Source organism: Photobacterium kagoshimensis (assembly GCF_050337045.1).
GTDB classification, from domain to species: Bacteria; Pseudomonadota; Gammaproteobacteria; order Enterobacterales; family Vibrionaceae; genus Photobacterium; species Photobacterium kagoshimensis.
In genome coordinates this window covers 55,055-74,176 of record NZ_JAKJSO010000015.1, presented here as the reverse complement: position 1 = coordinate 74,176, position 19,122 = coordinate 55,055, and the positions used below count along the sequence as shown (strand labels likewise).

At 43.2% G+C, this 19,122-nt stretch carries 17 protein-coding genes and 1 riboswitch; of the genes, 13 read left to right on the top strand and 4 right to left on the bottom strand.

Annotated features, from left to right (window positions below; genetic code table 11):
• Window positions 1–456: 456 nt before the first annotated feature.
• Window positions 457–924 (bottom strand): GNAT family N-acetyltransferase, encoded by a 468-nt coding sequence (locus L4C35_RS13810; RefSeq protein ID WP_428463426.1) that lies wholly within the window; start codon window positions 922–924, stop codon window positions 457–459.
• Between the two features lie 117 nt (window positions 925–1,041).
• Between L4C35_RS13810 and L4C35_RS13805 the strand changes: the two genes are divergently transcribed.
• The 6 genes from L4C35_RS13805 to L4C35_RS13780 all read left to right on the top strand — a co-directional run bounded on the left by L4C35_RS13805 (window position 1,042) and on the right by L4C35_RS13780 (window position 8,129).
• On the top strand, window positions 1,042–1,929 hold the full coding sequence (locus tag L4C35_RS13805) for a LysR family transcriptional regulator (protein ID WP_428463425.1): 888 nt from the start codon (window positions 1,042–1,044) through the stop codon (window positions 1,927–1,929).
• A 121-nt stretch (window positions 1,930–2,050) separates the two neighbouring features.
• A complete protein-coding gene (locus L4C35_RS13800) occupies window positions 2,051–2,257 on the top strand; it encodes a DUF1656 domain-containing protein (RefSeq protein ID WP_428463424.1) in 207 nt (68 codons plus the stop codon).
• Between the two features lie 12 nt (window positions 2,258–2,269).
• Window positions 2,270–3,145, top strand: coding sequence for an HlyD family secretion protein (locus L4C35_RS13795; RefSeq protein WP_428463423.1), 876 nt, complete (start codon window positions 2,270–2,272; stop codon window positions 3,143–3,145).
• A gap of 11 nt (window positions 3,146–3,156) precedes the next feature.
• On the top strand, window positions 3,157–4,596 hold the full coding sequence (locus L4C35_RS13790) for an FUSC family protein (RefSeq protein WP_428463422.1): 1,440 nt from the start codon (window positions 3,157–3,159) through the stop codon (window positions 4,594–4,596).
• A 996-nt stretch (window positions 4,597–5,592) separates the two neighbouring features.
• Window positions 5,593–6,834, top strand: coding sequence for a cytosine permease (gene codB, locus L4C35_RS13785; protein WP_428463421.1), 1,242 nt, complete (start codon window positions 5,593–5,595; stop codon window positions 6,832–6,834).
• A gap of 11 nt (window positions 6,835–6,845) precedes the next feature.
• On the top strand, window positions 6,846–8,129 hold the full coding sequence (locus L4C35_RS13780; protein ID WP_428463420.1) for a cytosine deaminase: 1,284 nt from the start codon (window positions 6,846–6,848) through the stop codon (window positions 8,127–8,129).
• A 302-nt stretch (window positions 8,130–8,431) separates the two neighbouring features.
• Here the strand turns inward: L4C35_RS13780 and L4C35_RS13775 are convergent, their stop codons facing one another.
• Both L4C35_RS13775 and L4C35_RS13770 read right to left on the bottom strand, forming a co-directional pair.
• The gene (locus tag L4C35_RS13775) at window positions 8,432–9,661 is read right to left on the bottom strand and encodes a trypsin-like serine protease (RefSeq protein WP_428463419.1); all 1,230 of its coding nucleotides are present in this window, start codon (window positions 9,659–9,661) and stop codon (window positions 8,432–8,434) included.
• A 214-nt stretch (window positions 9,662–9,875) separates the two neighbouring features.
• The gene (locus L4C35_RS13770) at window positions 9,876–10,343 is read right to left on the bottom strand and encodes a hypothetical protein (protein ID WP_428463418.1); all 468 of its coding nucleotides are present in this window, start codon (window positions 10,341–10,343) and stop codon (window positions 9,876–9,878) included.
• Window positions 10,344–10,580: 237 nt separating this feature from the next.
• Between L4C35_RS13770 and L4C35_RS13765 the strand changes: the two genes are divergently transcribed.
• The 6 genes from L4C35_RS13765 to tenA all read left to right on the top strand — a co-directional run bounded on the left by L4C35_RS13765 (window position 10,581) and on the right by tenA (window position 15,865).
• Window positions 10,581–11,156, top strand: a complete 576-nt coding sequence (locus L4C35_RS13765) for a PhnA domain-containing protein (RefSeq protein WP_048897709.1) — start codon at window positions 10,581–10,583, stop codon at window positions 11,154–11,156.
• A gap of 253 nt (window positions 11,157–11,409) precedes the next feature.
• A riboswitch (TPP riboswitch) is annotated at window positions 11,410–11,521 on the top strand.
• Between the two features lie 68 nt (window positions 11,522–11,589).
• Window positions 11,590–12,420: a bifunctional hydroxymethylpyrimidine kinase/phosphomethylpyrimidine kinase gene (gene thiD / locus L4C35_RS13760; protein ID WP_428463417.1), complete on the top strand. Its 831-nt coding sequence runs from the start codon at window positions 11,590–11,592 to the stop codon at window positions 12,418–12,420.
• 26 nt (window positions 12,421–12,446) lie between these two features.
• The gene (locus L4C35_RS13755; protein ID WP_428463687.1) at window positions 12,447–13,229 is read left to right on the top strand and encodes an ABC transporter ATP-binding protein; all 783 of its coding nucleotides are present in this window, start codon (window positions 12,447–12,449) and stop codon (window positions 13,227–13,229) included.
• Window positions 13,222–14,040 (top strand): ABC transporter permease, encoded by an 819-nt coding sequence (locus tag L4C35_RS13750; RefSeq protein ID WP_428463416.1) that lies wholly within the window; start codon window positions 13,222–13,224, stop codon window positions 14,038–14,040. Before L4C35_RS13755 ends, L4C35_RS13750 begins: the two co-directional genes overlap by 8 nt.
• A 76-nt stretch (window positions 14,041–14,116) precedes the next feature.
• Entirely contained in the window at window positions 14,117–15,097 is a 981-nt protein-coding gene (locus L4C35_RS13745) for an ABC transporter substrate-binding protein (RefSeq protein WP_428463415.1), read from the top strand.
• A 102-nt stretch (window positions 15,098–15,199) separates the two neighbouring features.
• A complete protein-coding gene (gene tenA / locus L4C35_RS13740) occupies window positions 15,200–15,865 on the top strand; it encodes a thiaminase II (RefSeq protein WP_428463414.1) in 666 nt (221 codons plus the stop codon).
• A 154-nt stretch (window positions 15,866–16,019) separates the two neighbouring features.
• On the opposite strand, the gene mrcB is transcribed toward tenA, so the two are convergent.
• Window positions 16,020–18,425 carry a penicillin-binding protein 1B gene (gene mrcB, locus L4C35_RS13735; RefSeq protein ID WP_428463413.1) on the bottom strand — a complete coding sequence of 802 codons (2,406 nt, stop codon included), beginning with the start codon at window positions 18,423–18,425 and terminating at the stop codon, window positions 16,020–16,022.
• A 231-nt stretch (window positions 18,426–18,656) separates the two neighbouring features.
• Here mrcB and L4C35_RS13730 point away from each other — a divergent pair, with 231 nt between their 5' ends.
• Window positions 18,657–19,103, top strand: a complete 447-nt coding sequence (locus L4C35_RS13730) for an exoribonuclease R (RefSeq protein WP_428463412.1) — start codon at window positions 18,657–18,659, stop codon at window positions 19,101–19,103.
• The last annotated feature ends 19 nt before the right edge of the window (window positions 19,104–19,122 follow it).

Genomic DNA, 19,122 nt, shown 5'->3' with positions numbered 1-19,122 from the left:
TGTGCCAATAGGCTATAATACTGCCGTAAACAAGTAAAACACACAAAATGACATCTGAAATTAACTCATGAGTGTCGTGACTCCATGGATTGTTCCAGTCTTCAGTAAAAATCATAATGATAGTAGCAAAAAACGTTGTCGAATAAGCAATCATAAGATGCATTGCGACAAAAAGTGAATGTTTTAAAACAGTGAACTTCATAAAAACATATTCTTTAATAGATTTTATTTTTTATAATATCTCGTTAATAGATACATATGGGCATACACCTAAAATATAAATACTTATTTTTAGGTATCTACTGCGTAATATAAGTAATGAGAATTACAAATCCAGAAAGACGAACGAATAATATAATAGATGTTTTGCTCTAATGCGAGCATAGATTCATATTAGCAGTGAATAATTAAAGATCTAAGATTCGCTGTATGAAAATAGAACGAATCGTGCTCAGCTTAAAGCCATTTCTCTAGAATGAAGTTATTCATTTTTTGTCCTCGTACTGTAATTGTTTGCTCTCGTACGACAAAAAAACCGTAATGTTCATAAAAAGGCCTTGCCGTAATGCTCACTTCTGAATACAAACGGGGAATCGCTTTTGCTTTGGCGCTATTGAGTACATGTTGCATTAGCGCTCTACCAACCCCTTTTCCTTGATATTGATGATGACAAAAAAAATGGTCAATCAAACCAGATGCTTGTAGATCAGTATAACCGACAATCACCCCATCAATTTCAGCAACAAAAGGTTGAATACCTGCCATACGCTGTTGCCAAACGTTAAAGTCGAAGTTAGCTGGCGCCCATGCCTTAACTTGTGCTTGCGAATAGTCACGAGAATTTACTTCTTTTACCGTATCAAAAAACAGCTGCCACAGGGCTTGTGCATCCGCACAGACATAAGGCCGGATAGTTATCCTCATAACGCCTCTTTAATCATCAAAGTTTTTTCTAGTAAAATCCCTTCTAACAAAGTCTTTTATACACCAAAGACATACAGTGCTACAGTTAGGGATACTCATTACTCAGCCAGTCGTTACATGAATTTCAGCCTAGAGCAACTTAATGCTTTCGTTACCGTCTACGAACAAGCATCTTTCAGCAAAGCCGCAACTAAGCTTAACAAGCACCGCACCACAATTGGTCAAGTAATCTCTAATTTAGAAGATCAGCTCGCCATCAAAGTCTTCGAACGTATTGGTCGTTCGGTCAAGCCAACCGAAGACGGTGAACTTTTGTATCGCTATGCAAAACAAGCCATTGAACAAGCACGCACTTTTGATCGCGTCGCATTAAGCCTCTCTTATGGTGGGCTTGAGTCTATTACTATTGCGTATTGCAGCTTTTTACCAAATAAAGTCCTGACGGATATTCGCGTCAATCTCGCAAAAGCCTTTCCATCCATGCGAGTTAACTTTCTCGTTCGCACTAAACCCGAAATAAAGAGAGGAATCCAAGATGGTTCAATCCATTTTGGCATGGTGAATGTTCACCAAAGTACGCTGATTAACAGTATCGATTATATCCTTCTTAATCATATTGCTTTTGCTCCCTTTGTTGGTAAAAGCCACCCTATTTCAGCGATGCCACTCACAGAGCAATACGGAGCATTAAAAACAAGCCGTCAGTTTGTTTTAAAATCATTAATCGATGATGAAATGGGTGAAAAGGTGATTCTCTCACCGAACTACGAAGTTATCGAGCAGCTGTCTTTAATTGTGAAGTTTGTTGAGCAAGGGCTCGGTTGGTCACTACTGCCAACCAAAATCATTCAGTCTGAATACATCAGTGAACACTTGCTCAAACTGCCATCAGAGCAACTAAAAGACGATTTAAGGATCCCACTAGCCCTCTGGTGCCCCCATTCAAAGCAGATCACTAAAGTAAAAGAAAACATTATCGCTACGATTTCGCAATACACCCAGTAATCACGTGATCTCATCCCTTCTCCATTTGATGGATCTGATCCATCAAATGCGATTACCCGTATCAAGCTTCTCGCTCTATCCTTACACACCTTTCAATTATCATCCAAAGGTGGCCCTCGTTATGATGCCGCATGAAATTGCATTAGGTGAACTGTATATTCCGCCACTTTTATTAGTTGTCGTCGTCGCTTATGCGCTAGCTAGCTTTGTCTTTTTTATTGGCGGAAAGCTCGGACTGTACCGTTTAATTGCTTTTCCTATTATTGCAGAGCTGTGCTTAATGGTCATTATTGTAAACGCCCTCAATAAATACATCCCGATTTTTTAAGAGAATTATTTAATGCTAAAACGTTACTTCGTCACCTTTACTTTAATGGTGACAGCTTCGGTGATCCTCTATTCGCAATACCTCACTTACACTCAAAACCCTTGGACTCGCGATGGACAAATTCGCGCATACGTTATTCAAATAACCCCTCGTGTAACAGGACAAATAATAAAAATGAATATTGAAGATAATGCACAGGTTAAGAAAGGAGATGTGTTATTTGAAATTGATGACAGTGTATATAAGAACAATCTTAAAAAAGCGATTGCCAGCCACAAACAATCACTGGCTCTGCTAAATAAAGCAAAAAATGAGGAGCATCGCTCACTGAATTTAGTCAGACGAACACCTGGGGCACTCCCAACATTGACCTTAAATAACCTGCACAATGCGGTAGAAATAGCTCAAGCCAATGTATTTGCCGCAGAGGCTCTTATTGATGAAGCTCAGTTAAATTTGAACTATACAAAAATCACCGCACCGACAGATGGCTATATAACAAACCTAAGTCACCGTGTAGGGTCACAAGTTGTAGCTAACACCCCTGTTGTTGCTTTGATCGATCAAAATAGTTTTTGGGTTGAAGGTTTTTTTAAAGAAACCGATCTGCAAAATGTAAAACCTAAAGATACGGCTTTAGTTACTTTAATGATGAACGATAACCTCCCACTTGACGGTGAAATCACAAGCATTGGCTATGGTATTGCTAAGCAAGATGGTAGTACAGGCAATGCTTTGCTACCCAACGTGAATCCAAATTTTCAATGGATCCGTTTAGCCCAACGCATTCCTGTAAAAGTTCACCTTAAAAACATGCCTCAAGCCCTACAACTTCGAGTGGGGATGACAGCATCAATCAAAATAATAAAAGATAAAACAACAGAATAAGCGAGGTCGCCATGCATATTAGCCCGTCGACAAAAAATGCCATAAAAGTTGCACTTTCTGTGGTTCTAGCCATTTGCCTTGCGCTTTGGTTGCAGTGGGATAAGCCATACTGGTCGGTTATTAGTATCATCGCGATGGCAGCTAATGAAACTTACGGCCATGCCTTTCGTAAAGGGCAAAACCGAGTACTTGGTACGTTATTAGGTATGGGCTACGCAATCTTTCTTATTGGATGCTTCTCACAAGACCCACTGCTTTTTATTAGCTTCTATACACTATTTTTAGCATATTGTGTGTTTATGGCGAGTAATCAGCGCTACGGCTATATGTTTACCATCGCTTTCGTAGTCTGTGCCATTATTGCCTCGATTGGCGGTTTTGATAGCACCAATACTTTTAATATTGCTGCGTTGCGTATTCAAGAAACCTTATTGGGTGTTGTCGTATACTCGATTGTTTTTCGCTTAGTCTGGCCTCAAGAGACAGAAAGTCATTTCTTTTCCACCCTGAAGCAGGTAGTAACCAAGCTTAATACCAGTTACAGCGCCTTACTCAATAATGAGAGCCTAGATCTAACGATTAACGATAATGTGCAAACCCAAATATATAAGTTGCAAGAACTGCTGTCCCTCCCTTTAACGGGTAGTCATCAACTACAACATCAACACAAGCAATGGCGTTTTTTGGTGGGTGTCTGTCAGCGCGTACAAGCTCATGTTGATTATTTAGATCAACAAAAGGAAGCGTTTGAAGGCAACAATGCGGCTGATGTTGAAAAAGCATTATGCACATTAGCCACAGTGCTACCTCTACTGGATAAAGCAATAGCAAACGATAGAAACAGCCATAAAAGGCTACGCCTCTTCATGCAAGAGCATGCTGTTGAATTAAAAGTACCGCTTGCAATCAGTTCGCCACGCTTGAGCAAGCCAATTGAACAACCAATACTCACTCAAGCAACAAAGGCACGGCTACGTAATGCGTTAAAAGCTGTGTGTATATTGCTGACTTGTTTCGCTCTATGGATCTTTATTCCATTGCCTGGTGGGGCAATATTTCCCATGCTAGCATCCGTTTTTGCCAACGTCATTGTGACCATGCCGGATAGCATCGTTAAGCAAGCTTTTTGGGGAACGCTTGGCTGGGGGGCTGTCATCCTATTGCAATACACCTTCATCATGCCCAGCTTTACCGAGCTGTGGCAGTTAGCGGGCTTTTATGGGATTAACTTTATTATCATTTGGAAATTGTGCGAATCACCTAGCCTAGGCATACAAAAAGTGCTGGGCGGGAATCTACTGGTTGTTTTAACCATGAGCGCATTACAAGCCACGCCCAGCTATGGCATAGAAACACCTTTGCTAATGCTGGTAAATGTCATGATCTGTATGGCTGTTATTCGTTTTTATACAGGCTTATTCTCAAGTCCTCAAAATAAAAAAAACGGCTAAGCATAGCCTTGGGATACACCTAAGGCCAAGTGGAAAACGATGAAAACCCCTTAAATAGGTCGTAGATTTATATAAAGAAATCAGCTTGTACCAAAGTGCAGCCCGCCGACTCTTTAGCACGAACAACGCCAAAAGTGATTTTATTTTTAGCTCTTTTTTCAGGAATTGAACTAAATCAAAACAAGCTATTTTTCGCTTATTTCTCTCAAGCTAGAGTATTGACTTTACCAGATGCGGCATGATTTCTAGCCTGTGAGCATTTCCCACAGAGTTATTCACAGCTTCTGTGGATAACGGAAGATCTGTGATTAACTTTGCTCACAGCCTAGCTTCGTTATCCACGCTAGGAACCCCTCACGTTAACCTACTGATTTAATGAGATAAAAGTGGCGTTAGTTCCTTATTTATACAAGCAATAACAGCCTGTTCATCTTTATGATTAAAGCTTGTATACAGAAATATTTCTATTTTTCATCATTCCAAAAATGGAAAACACATTTCCATTTTTAACAATAAGAAACCGAACCGATCACACTGAACTCACACAGTGAAATAGCACTATTGGCTTGTCTTTTGCTCATTCGTTTTCCCCTTTCACACAGAATAATTAGTATCACTGTGTTAATGCAAAATATTGCACACCGAAACGCCCCCACTCTAGTCGAAGACATATGTTATCGATTGCATTTAAAGTACATTCATCTTTTTACTTTCACTTACCCACCACATTTAACCATTACAGCCAATCACACTGATGAAAATCGTTTGCATCAAACCAAACAAATCAATAGCAAACGTTTCTACAGACAATTAAAAACAAAACATAAAAACATAAAGCACTGAAATAAAAGTAATTAAAAGCAAAGCCATCATGTAATAAAATAAATAACCAAAAAAGCACTTGATAAGTTCATTTATATCCATAGAATACGCGCCGTTTACCTAGAATATGACAACAATATTTTTATTCGGCGACAATTTTTGTAGAGGTGTAAAATGGCTGGCGACAATAACTATAGCTTAGGTCCCGTACCGCAATCGGCGCGAAAAGGGGTGCTATCACTAACGATGGTGATGTTAGGGTTAACGTTCTTTTCTGCCAGTATGTGGACAGGTGGGACATTGGGAACCGGGTTAACTTATGATGATTTTCTCCTCGCTGTTCTTATTGGTAATTTAATCCTCGGTATCTATACTTCCTTTCTTGGTTACATCGGCTCTTCTACTGGCCTCTCTACTCACCTTCTCGCTCGATTCTCTTTTGGTTCTAAAGGCTCTTGGCTTCCCTCTCTTCTTCTTAGCGGTACTCAAGTTGGTTGGTTTGGTGTTGGCGTGGCAATGTTTGCTATCCCAGTGCATAAAGCGACAGGCATCGATACCAACATCCTTATCGCCGTCTCCGGTTTATTAATGACAGTCACTGTGTACTTCGGTATTGCCGCGTTAATGATCCTTTCTGCAATCGCAGTCCCAGCCATTGCATTACTAGGCGGTTACTCTGTTATCGAAGCCGTTGGCAGTTTAGGTGGCCTTGAGGGCTTAAAAGCCATCACGCCAAAAGACCCTATCGAATTCTCTACCGCACTGGCACTCGTCGTTGGTTCATTCATTTCAGCAGGTACACTCACCGCCGACTTCGTTCGATTTGGTAAAAAACCCAAAGCCGCAGTGTTTATCACCATGATTGCTTTCTTCATCGGTAACTCTTTAATGTTTATCTTTGGTGCCGCAGGTGGTGCCGCAACAGGTCAGGCAGATATTTCAGAAGTGATGATTGCACAAGGCTTATTGATTCCTGCGATTATCGTGCTGGGTTTAAACATTTGGACAACCAACGATAACGCGCTGTATGCCTCTGGTCTTGGCTTCTCTAACGTCACAGGCATTCCAAGTAAGTACCTCTCTATGATTAACGGTATTGTCGGTACTTTATGTGCGCTATGGCTCTACAATAACTTTGTTGGTTGGTTAACCTTCCTATCGGCAGCAATTCCACCAATTGGCGGCATTATTATTGCGGATTTCTTGAAAAACCGTCATCGTTACAAAGATTTCGCAAATGCAGAATTTACTACGGTTAACTGGGCAGCCATCATTGGTGTTGCTATCGGTGTCGCAGCAGGCCACTTCCTACCTGGCGTTGTCCCAATCAACGCTGTATTAGGTGGCGCATTAAGTTACTTAGTGCTGAACCCGCTTTTAAACCGTCACGATCACTCTGTTCAAGCTAACGCATAAGGTATATGGCGATGCAACAGTCAGAAATGCTCATTAAAAACGTTACAATCCAAGGCAAGGAAGGCCTGCATCAAATCCTCATTGAGAACGGTCAGTTTTCTAAGATTGCACCAGCTGATGAAGCGATTGCATTTGAAGGCAATGTGCTTGATGGTGAAGGTGGCATGGCTATGCCGCCTTTCTGTGAACCTCATGTTCACCTTGATACAACCCAAACCGCGGGTGAACCAAGCTGGAATATTTCAGGTACGCTTTTTGAAGGTATTGAGCGCTGGTCTGAGCGTAAAGCCCTGCTTTCGGTAGAAGATGTAAAAACACGCGCCAAACAAACGCTAAAATGGCAGATCGCTAACGGTGTTCAACATGTGCGTACCCATGTCGATGTTTCTGACCCAACACTGATTGCGCTAAAAGCCATGTTGGAAGTAAAAGAAGAAATGAAGGAATGGGTTGATATCCAGATAGTGGCATTCCCACAAGAAGGTATCTTGTCGTACCCGAATGGTAAAGAACTGCTTGAAGAAGCGGTAAAACTGGGTGCTGACGTTGTTGGCGCTATTCCACATTTCGAATTTACCCGAGAATACGGCATTGAGTCTCTGCACTTTGCTTTCGAATTAGCGCGCAAATACGACCGCTTAATTGATGTACATTGTGATGAAATTGATGATGAACAATCGCGTTTTGTGGAAACCCTTGCTGCTCTAGCACACAAATACGAAATGGGCGATCGCGTAACAGCAAGCCATACAACGGCAATGCATTCATACAATGGTGCTTATGCGTCTCGCTTATTCCGTTTGCTAAAGATGTCTGGCATCAACTTTGTTGCCAACCCATTGGTGAACATTCACCTGCAAGGCCGCTTTGATGACTACCCGAAACGTCGTGGTATTACGCGCGTAAAAGAGATGCTTGCGGCTGATATTAATGTCTGCTTTGGTCATGATGATGTTTTCGACCCTTGGTATCCATTAGGCACAGCAAACATGCTACAAGTTCTGCATATGGGGCTGCATGTGTGTCAGGTAATGGGCTACGATCAGATTAATCAATCATTAGATTTAATCAGTGTGAAATCGGCTCGTACTTTAAATATTCTATCTGAGTACGGTATCGAGCAAGGCAAAGCCGCTAATTTACTTATCTTGCCAGCTGAAAATGGTTTCGATGCCGTTCGCCGCCAAGTACCCGTTCGCTTCTCTATTCGTGGTGGTAAGGTGATTGCTGAAACACAACCAGCAACAACCCACATTACATTAGATGAAAAAGAAGCGATTACTTTCCGTCGATAACCATTTATAACGATTGATTTATTGATCGTTAATGAACGCGAAAAGCCACTGTACATTCACTGTCAGTGGCTTTTTATCTACCCTATTTTAGTCTTCTCTTGTTGTCGATTCTCTCGACTCTCTCGACAATCTTATGATTTATACCAATCTAACTAAGTAACTGATCGTTCTTGCTGGTTAAAATCAATGATAACTGCGTTATAGATTTTGTAGATAGAACAACTAGCTATCTGCAATCTACGCCTTGTTCTCAGTGTTTTTTCCTGCGCAATCACCTGAACATTTACTTACCCAGATTGGTATTAACGCTTTCTTCGCCTCACAAATGCAACCGCCCCTAGCAGTAATCCGATATACCAAGGCACTGAGCCGCCACCCTCATGCTCGATAAAGTTACAATTGTTCGGTGAAACCCCTTCGGCATTAGAATTACATTTCTTATTTCCGTCTGGGTTGTTCGGGTCATCTTTAATAAAATCTGGCGGTGTGACAGGGTCACTTGGCGCGCCGTTATTCAAATATCCCTGTACCCAATTATAATATGTTCCCATTCGGGTATAAAAAGCAGGTCGATTGATAGAGCCACACAAGGGCGAACCACCGGGTACACCACTCATGATCCCTAATTGAATAACCTTATCCTGAGAATCTTTAACCGTTACAGGGCCACCACTGTCCCCTTTACAGACATCGGGACCATAAGGTGGCAAATCTTCAGTCTCTTCTACAGGGGGAGTGCTAATTTTTGATGGGAGTGAACAAATTTTAGTGAGGTTAAACGGGCTATCAACGATCGATGGATCATCATCACCACTTTCTAACCGCTCAAAACAAATGTTCATAGGTAAATAAGCGACGTTGGCCGTTTGCAATGTGTCTGCGGCTGAATCACCGCTACCATCAATTGCGGTTGCTCCCCAGCCTGTGACAGTCAGGTTTGCAGGCCGTTTCCCTTCATCCCATGCTTCTCCTAACGCACGATCAAAATCTGTCGCTATTTGGGGATTAGCCAGTGTGATAGGCGTTAACGCAATAGGGAAAGAACGATTAACACGCAGTAAAGCGATATCACTGTCTAATGCGAGTGATTTCACATCCGACTCAACAGATCCATCAGGCTGTAAGCTGTTTACAATTTTGGGTAAACGCGTGTATTTCGGGTGAACCACAACATGGGATACTGAATAATAATCATCGATTTGTGCATTTGATAATGTTGCTTCACCTACGGTAATACTGATTTGATAGGGTTTAAGTACAAAAAAATCTGATTCAATAGCACCATTTGTTTTCGGGTGAACAACACAATGCGCAGCTGTTAATACCCAATTACGAGCGATAATTGTACCACCACACATCGGGTGTTCATTGCTAACACTAAGCCTTAGTGAGGCCATCCATGGATTATCTGCAAGCGTGGCGATGTCACCATCAATGATCCGAGGCGCAATATTAAATTCTTGTGCGCATAAAGGTAAAGATAGACTCGCTATTCCTAGCCCAACTGCGAAGCAAATTGTTTTCTGAAACATGCTTTTCTCACTACTAACATCCTTTTAATAGCGGGATCTAATCACATTGTGTACACCACCCAACCACTGCTATTCGTCTTTTCGAGATGCATCATTAAAACAAATGAAAGAACCGCAACCTATAACCAAGAAGAACCGTATTTGCCGAAATTTTCCAAAAAAAACCGCACCTAAGAAGTGCGGTCTGCTCTGTTAGTTATCAAGAAGCATTAAGCTATGGACAATTAACTTCTTCAATATCAATCTGGTTTAGGCCTTCAATACCTAATTGTGTCGCCAATGTTGGGAAAAATTTCGCATTCTCATAGGCAGACTTGATATCAGTAATATTAATTTTGTAAACCTTCAGGTTCAATTGCTTCATCTCAGATGGTGTACAGCTTTTTCCATCTTCAAAACACACAGGTGTTGTGGTATCGATCTTCGCACATGAAGATCCATGAGTACCAATCCCGTAGTTATCTAAATCACTCTTTGTGCCATTCGGAAACACGTCGGGTAAAATATTCTTAAAATGGTCATCTGTAACCGAATAAGTACCATCATCTAAGCCAGTAACACCTTCAACATTTATGCTCTCGACCGCAAAAACTTTGGTTTTTCCTGACAGTGTGTCTTTGATTTCTTCTTCTGTGCAGCCAAATAGGGCTACTAAGCTAATAAGTACAATGGCCTTTTTCATGATCATCCTTTGTGTATGTTCTAATTATGTTGTTTGCATGCTATTAAACATCGGCTAATTATGCTTTTTCTTTATAGCTGTAACTATAATTAATTGCGTTTTTTTACTTTTGAGCTATTTCTGCTGTACTAAACCGTATGTCGCTACAATATAATTGTGTGATATATGCCCATTTGCCTTCCAAATTCACTAAATGGTGGCATAATACGGCCTCACAAAATCTACGGACAATTTCTAATGACTATTGAAAATATTCTAAAACAACGCAGCGAATCTAAGTGTGAGCTTTGTTCTTCAGACAGCAACCTAAGTGTTTATGAAGTGCCAGCATCACCGGATCAAACTGCTGGTTGTTGTGTAATGGTTTGTGATACTTGTCGTGGACAAATCGAAGATGCAGATACAGTTGAAGCTAACCACTGGCGTTGTCTTAACGACAGCATGTGGAGCCAAACTCCAGCTGTTCAAATCATGGCTTACCGCATGCTTAACCGTCTTGCGGCATCAGAATCTTGGGCTCAAGACCTTAAAGACATGATGTACATGGAAGAAGACATGGTTGAATGGGCTGAAAAAGGCATCGCACTTGAAGAGCTTGAATCAATCCAAACTGTTGACGTTAACGGCACACCACTACAAGCTGGCGATAACGTTACTGTGATTAAAGACCTTCCAGTTAAAGGTTCTAGCCTTGTAGTTAAACAAGGTACTGCTGTTCGTGGCATTCGTTTAAACGACAACCCACTACACATCAGCGGTAAAGCAGCAGGTACGACTATGGTACTTATCGCAGCTTACTGTAAAAAAATGTAATTCAGTCGAATACATTACTCAAAAGGGCGCTAAGTTAGCGCCTTTTTGCTATTCATCATTTGTAAACTTATCCTTCACCTTTCCATTTAGCCATCATATTCCTGCCTCATCCCACTTTATCTAAGAATTTTTCTCTCTTCACTTAATGACTAAATGTTAAATTATCTCGAATAAGGGTAGATGATCTACGTGATTACGTTATAATCCCTGCCATACAAAATGCTAAACATATTGATATTTTCAGTGTGTTATTGAAAGTTAGTCGGGGAGCCTTAGGCTGAGACTGCAAGGTATTTATACCAAATGCGGGACCCGTTGAACCTGATCCAGTTAACACTGGCGTAGGGAACTAACAGCTGTGTCCCCTATTGCGATCACTCAAGATCGGTCTATTGGCACCTGTTATCCCTACATCTATTTTTAGGGATAAATTATGGTAACGCCATCTAAAACACCAATCACTTTAACTATCGCTGGCTCAGACAGTGGCGGCGGCGCAGGCATTCAAGCCGACATAAAAGCAATCTCTGCCACTGGTGGTTACGCGTGTTCCGCTATCACGGCGTTGACAGCACAAAACACACTCGGTGTCAGCGGTATCTTAGCTATCTCACCAGAGTTCATTGAACAGCAACTTGATGCGATCTTCTCCGATTTAGACGTAAAAGCCGTTAAAATTGGCATGTTAAGCGATACTAAGATCATCGCGATGGTTGCCAAAAAACTAAAACAGTATCAACCTAAACATGTGGTGATTGATCCTGTCATGGTCGCTACTAGCGGTGACTTATTACTCCAGCAAGATGCCATCTCGTCGCTAAAAGACACCCTACTTCCCTTAGCCGATACCATTACACCTAACCTACCTGAAGCGGCGGCATTACTCGGCTGCGATGTTCCTCAGTCAGACGCTGACATGGATGCGTTAATCGAAGATCTACGCCAGCTCAATACCAGAACCGTATTGTTAAAAGGCGGCCATCTAGAGCAAAGCGAAACCAGTACCGATCTACTTATTACCGCCGATGATGTGTTCCGCTTTAGCACTCAACGTATTCAGACCAACAATACCCATGGCACGGGTTGTACCCTTTCCGCGGCCATCGCCTCTTACCTTGCTCAAGGCCATGATTTAGTCACAGCAGTCACTCACGCAAAAGGCTATATTTCACACGCTATATCCCATGCTGATTCATTAAACATTGGCTCTGGTCACGGCCCTGTTCATCACTTCTTTGCGGGTCATTTTGATCCAACCGCATAATCGATACGGGCAGAGCTATGAGCGCTATGATTCAAACCAAGATTCAACCCACAGCACAGCATGCGGGTGTAACCGTAACGCTGACGCAGTGCGAACTTCGCTACCACAGCAGTGAACAGACACTTTTTTCACAACTCAACCTCACGCTACCAAAGGGCCAGTGGAGTTGTATTTTAGGCAAGAGTGGTTGCGGTAAAACATCGCTTTTGCGTTTATTGGCGGGCTTATTGGACGAGCAAGCAGATTGGCAGGGTTCATTAACCGCCTCTGACCATCAACCTATTGAGGGGCGTGTGGCATACATGGCGCAGCAAGACCTTCTATTACCTTGGTTATCTGTACTTGAGAACGTTTGTTTAAGCTCTCGCTTTAACCCAAAACAATCCGCAGAAAATAGCCAAGATCGCGCACGCGAATTACTTAACCATGTGGGCCTTGGTGATCATATCCATACCCGTCCCGAAAGCTTATCGGGCGGTATGCGACAACGTGTTGCACTTGCTCGTACGCTGTTGCAAGACAAGCCTATCGTGTTAATGGATGAGCCTTTTTCGGCATTAGATGCCGTGACACGTCATAAATTACAAACACTTGCCGCTACCTTGTTAAAAGATAAAACCGTCTTGTTAATCACCCATGATCCGCAAGAGGCATTGCGACTTGGTGAGCAAATCCTACTCATGTCAGGTTCACCTGCGGCGATGGTTTCACTTCCGACGCCACAAGGGCAAGCCCCACGGGATTACACTGCAGAGCTCGCGCAACATCAACAAGACATCATCACACGCTTGGAGCAAGATTATGGCTAATCACCCTCAGCTTGCTTTGCAGGCAACTCAACGAACACAATCATGGTCAAATACGGGATCACACCCTGTGATCCGCCTGTTGATCAGCACTGCTATCATCCTCGGGTTATGGCAGTTAGCCATTGTTTTATTTAAGTTGCCAAGCTTTATTCTACCAACGCCAATGGCTGTGTTTGAAAAACTGCTTCAACGCTATGACGTCTTGTTTTATCACGCATCTGTCACCGCATCTGAAGTCTTATTAGGGCTGTTACTTGGGCTTTCTATGGGGCTAATGTTTGCATTGCAGATGCTATTGTTTGATCCGCTAAGACGTTGGTTATTACCTATTTTAATCGCCAGCCAAGCCATTCCTGTCTTTGCCATTGCCCCTATATTGATGCTTTGGCTGGGCTATGGCATTGCGTCCAAAATCGTCATGGCTGCGCTCATCATTTTCTTCCCTGTTACCACCTGCTGCTTCGACGGATTACGTCATACGCCAACAGGCTATTTAGATCTGGCTAAAACAATGAGTGCCAATAAATGGCAATTGTTACGTCACATTCGTCTGCCTGCTGCTTTACCAGCTTTAGCATCGGGTATTCGAGTCGCAGTGGTTGTGGCTCCTATCGGTGCGGTTGTTGGCGAGTGGGTTGGCTCTAGTGAAGGCTTAGGCTACCTAATGCTGCAAGCTAACGCGCGTATGCTAATCGACGAAATGTTCGCCGCGCTATTCATTCTCGCGTCATTCTCAATTGCGCTCTATTTTTTTGCGGATAAAGCACTTAAACGTCTTATCCCTTGGCAAAACACGGATCACACTCATTGATTGTGTGTCCTGAATTTTAACGCGTATTTACCCAGATAAGTTACTTCCTAGATAACGATTACGATAAAGGCTCAATATGAAAAATTGGTTCACACAACAAAAAGTTACTAAGTATGCTTTCGCACTAGGCTTAGCCATTACGACCATCGCCAGCACAGCAGTTTCAGCAGCTGAGACAACAAACAAAGAAATGACCTTAATGCTAGATTGGTTTGTTAACCCTAACCACGGCCCTATAGTGATTGCCCAAGAAAGAGGCCTCTTTAGCGATCAAGGTTTGACCATTAAGATCCAAGAACCTGCCGATCCTAGCGTGCCAGCTAAACTGGTTGCTGCGGGTAAAATTGATATGGCTATTTCATATCAGACAAGCCTAACAACCGACGTGGCTGCTGGCTTGCCGCTTATTCGCTCTGCAACACTCATCGCCACACCACTCAATACGCTGATGACACTGGATAATGGCAACATCAAGACACTTGCTGATTTAAAAGGCAAAAAAATTGGTATTGCGATTGCGGGTAACGAAGAGGCGACCATAGGCACTATGCTTCAAAGTGAAGGCGTCGCATTTGACGACGTACAAATCATTAATGTTGGTTGGGCACTTTCATCATCGTTAGCATCTGGCAAAGTCGATGCAATCTGGGGTGGCTTGCGTAACTTTGAAACGAATCAATTAGCACTCGAAGGTTACCAAGCGAAGGCCTTCTTCCCAGAAGAACATGGCGTGCCTTCATACGATGAGCTTGTTGTTGTCGCGAATAAAAACAGCTATGACGCTGACGCGTTAAAGAAATTCAACACCGCGATTGAACTGGCAACACAGTATATCGTAAATCATCCAGACCAAGCGTGGAAAGAGTTCACGGCCTATGCACCAGACACGCTAAACAACGAATTAAACCGCCGAGCATGGCAAGACACCCTACCAAGGTTCGCACTGCGTCCTGCTGCGATTGATCCTGTTCGTTACAACAATTTCGCACAGTTCATGTTTAAGCACAAAATTATCCCTCATGCCCCTAAAGCACAAGATTATGTTCCAACTCTATAACTCAATATTAGTGCTTGTACACCTCGCATTACTCCAGCACTCATAACAAATCACTTTTTAAATTTACCTGCTTATTGAGTTAAGCAGGTACAAAGGACAACCATGAACTATCAGGATCTTATTGCCGCTTGCCAACAAGATTGGACGGACTACACCCAACATCGCTTTGTTCAAGAGCTTGCTAACGGCACCTTAAACGCAGCGGCTTATTTGCATTACTTAAAGCAAGATTTTCTGTTTTTAAAACATTATGCACGCGCTTATGCTCTGGCCGTGTACAAAGCGCCGACATTAGCTGATATGCGCGAACCACTGCCGAGCCTCTCAGCGTTGTTGGAGACTGAAATTCAACATCACGTGACGTATTGCGGTCAATGGGGCTTAACAGAATCGGACATGGAAGCCGAACTTGAAGATTTCGGGACTGTTGCTTATACCCGTTACGTACTTGATACAGGTATGGCGGGTGATTTACTCGATCTTTATGTTGCTCTTGCGCCTTGTGCCATTGGTTATGCCGTTATTGGTGAGCAGCTTATCCAGTCGCCAGCAACAAAAATCGAAGGGAATGCGTATGCCAGTTGGATCGAGATGTACGGTAGTGAAGACTTTCAACAAGGCGCGAAAAAAACCATAACGCGTCTGAACAATATGCTGGCAGAAGTCGAGTTAAACAGCCGCCGTGGTCAGCGTTTGTGCGAGATTTTTAAAACCGCGACGCGTATGGAAGTGGCGTTTTGGCAACAAGGCTTGAATGCAGCCAGTTAGTTCGCTTCATACCCCCATCCCATTAACTCACTAAAAAGCCGCGGTGTTAGCATACACCGCGGCTTTCTTATTCTATCCGTGTATCTCCAAGCGACTTATGACCCGCTATCTATTACTGAGCAATTTACAGACAGGGCGTGTCGATATCCAAGGTTTACCAATCAAATAAATTCTGGAAGAAACGCTGCACTTTTTTCACACACGTCACTTTCAAAGTGCCGTTTGGATCCCAAGCAGGAAAATGGTCTTGCCCTAAACAACGCTGACTATAGGTACCATTTTGATTGCGTTGATAGTCAAAGGTCGAGATCCCAGAAGGCTGTTGCTGAACAAGCGGCTCAGGATCGCGGCGTAATATATAGTCGGTATATAAACGCAATGCGCCAGATGACCCGGTTAGATTAGAGTTGGAATTATCGTCTTTACCCATCCATACTGTGACGACTTCACGCCCATCAATGCCCACATACCAACTGTCACGTCCTTTATCTGATGTCCCCGTCTTACCCGCTAAGCGCGATGAGGGTAATTGGCCATTAAGATAGCGTGCCGTGCCTTCTGTCACCGCTTTTTGCAGGCCGTACATGGTCAACCAAGCCGCTTGCTCAGGTACAACTTGTGACGCAACAGGTAACTGTTGAAACAATACTTCCCCTTCATTGGTAACCACGGCACTCAAGGCTTTCAACTGTGCTTTACGCCCACCACTCGCGATGGTCTGGTACATTTGTGTCACTTCAAACGGCGTCAATGTGAACGCACCTAATAACATTGAAGGCAGTGGCGGAATTTCCTTACGATCGACACCCAACTTCGCCATGGTATCAATCACGCCGTCAAGGCCAACGGCCATACCCAAATTTACCGTTGGAATATTATAAGACTTAGCCAACGCCAGATAGAGTGGCACCGCACCACGGTACTGACGATCATAATTTCGCGGTGACCAAATTTCACCACGCTCTCCTGTTAACTTCAGTGGTTTATCTTCTAGGCTGGTTGCCAGTGAAAACCGCTCTGGTTGCGATAAAGCTGCTAAATAAATCGCAGGTTTTACCACAGAGCCAATTTGACGTTTCGCATCAATAGCACGATTAAACCCCGCATAGCCAGGTTTACTACCGCCAACCATAGCGCGAACTTCACCAGTGTTCCTATCGGCAATAACGATAGCATTCTCTATATTAGCGCCCGCTTTTTTAGCCAGTTTAGGCATAGTAGCGCGTACAGCTTCTTCTGCTTTTTCTTGCGACAAAGGGTCAAGCGTTGTAAATAATCGTAGCCCTTTACCCGATTCAAACTTATCGCCGACTTCTTCAGTCAGTTCACGGCGTAGCTGATCAAAATACGCAGGTTGTCGACGAGAGAGCTGCCCTTTTTCTTGCACATCTAATGGACGCTGGATCGCTCGCTCATAGCTGGCACTATCTATCATTTGGCTATCGTGCATCATACGTAGCACTAAATTACGGCGCGCAGTGGCACGCTCAGGATAACGCCAAGGATTATAATAAGACGGCCCTTTGACTAACCCCACCAGCAAGGCCTGCTGATCAACACGAAGTTCAGACAGTGGTCGGCCAAAATAGAAACGTGCCCCCATAGCAAAACCGTGAATGGCTTGCTTACCACTTTGCGCTAGGTAAACCTGATTTAAGTAAGCATCGAGAATTTGGTCTTTATCGTAGTTATGATCGATGATCAGCGCCATATAGGCCTCTTTGATCTTGCGCCATAAACTGCGCTCACTCGATAAAAACAAGTTTTTCGCCAACTGCTGCGTTAAGGTACTACCCCCTTGCACCGTTCGCCCTGCTTTTATATTCGCAACAAATGCACGACCAATAGCCACAATCGAGACGCCATCATGCTGATAAAAGTCGCGATCTTCTGTCGTTATCAATGCATCAATTAGCGCAGTAGGCATTTGATCTTTGGGTAGATAAATCCGTTGCTCTGTTGTTTGCGACTCCAACATCCCAAGCATTTTAGGCTCAATTCTAATAATGCCTAATTGCTTGAGTTCTTTCTTACCACCGCGTTCAATCCACTCAGAAATACGTTTAACGGAACTGTAATCGAACTCCACCACTACATGTCGCTCGTCTTCTTTTCCTTCTTTAAACGTAAAGGGACGACGGACAAACTCAAGCTTCAATCGCGAGGATTTATACTCACCGGAGCGACTTGGAGCATGAACTTGCTGATACTTCAGTTGCTTTAATTCATTAAGGACTTCTTCGTAACGCACTTTAGCACCAGGCTGTAAAACCAGCTCACGGGCATACACAACCGAGGGTAACTGCCACAACTGCCCCGTGAACTTGTCACTCACCACTTGTTGCAATCTAAAACCTAGCAACGCCATCGCTGTGAGCACAATCAGCCCCACCGCTAGCAAACCATACATAATACGCTTGCGCTTACCGGCTCCCCGAATGAACTTAGGATCTTTTGGGCTCTCAGACACCTCCCCTTCGGGATGTGAGATGTCAGAAGACTTGTCACTAAAAGAAGGCGATGCTTTATGAGGCTCGGAGGATGACTGGCGGTCTGACATAGGAATACGCTGAATAGGTCACAAAAAACAGCGACTATATGAAAGCAGCTTGCAAACGATGTCATCTTATTGTCAGGATTACACCGCTCAAATTATTCAGTAACCCCCTAAATCCCACCATCTATTGATAAAACAGCAGTAGTAATTAAGCCTAAAATCACTCAGAATACGCGCCCGCTCTTTTTTATCACGCAGTCCCGTCTGGATAAGTTGACACTTCGGAGAAGTATTATGGAACGCGATTACACATTTGAATGCCTTGTTACTATGCCACGACACGAACTGGAAGAATTCAGTATGCGTGTACTCAGCCGCATGGTGCCAGAAGAGATGATGGAAGAGTTGTTCACGTTCGATCAAGAAGAAATCGACAGCGAAGACCGCCTAAAATCGGCACAATTCGATGCCATGCTTCGTATGACAGCTATCGCACTGGGTGAAGTGAAGGGTGCATTTGAAGCCTCTGAGAATGCGCATCAAAACACTGAACGCATGACTCGCCTATTGCTATGGCACTTCTACGCTTTGTCATTTAATTTAGAAGAGGCCGTAACACTTGAACAGCACTGCGAAGAAGTAGAGAAAATCTTAAAAAATGCACCAGAAAATGCATTTGGTTGGGTTTCTGTACTCACTGAATTACTGCACGCTTACGCAAACCTAAGCGATAAAGCATAATTGCATTGCTAACGTATTT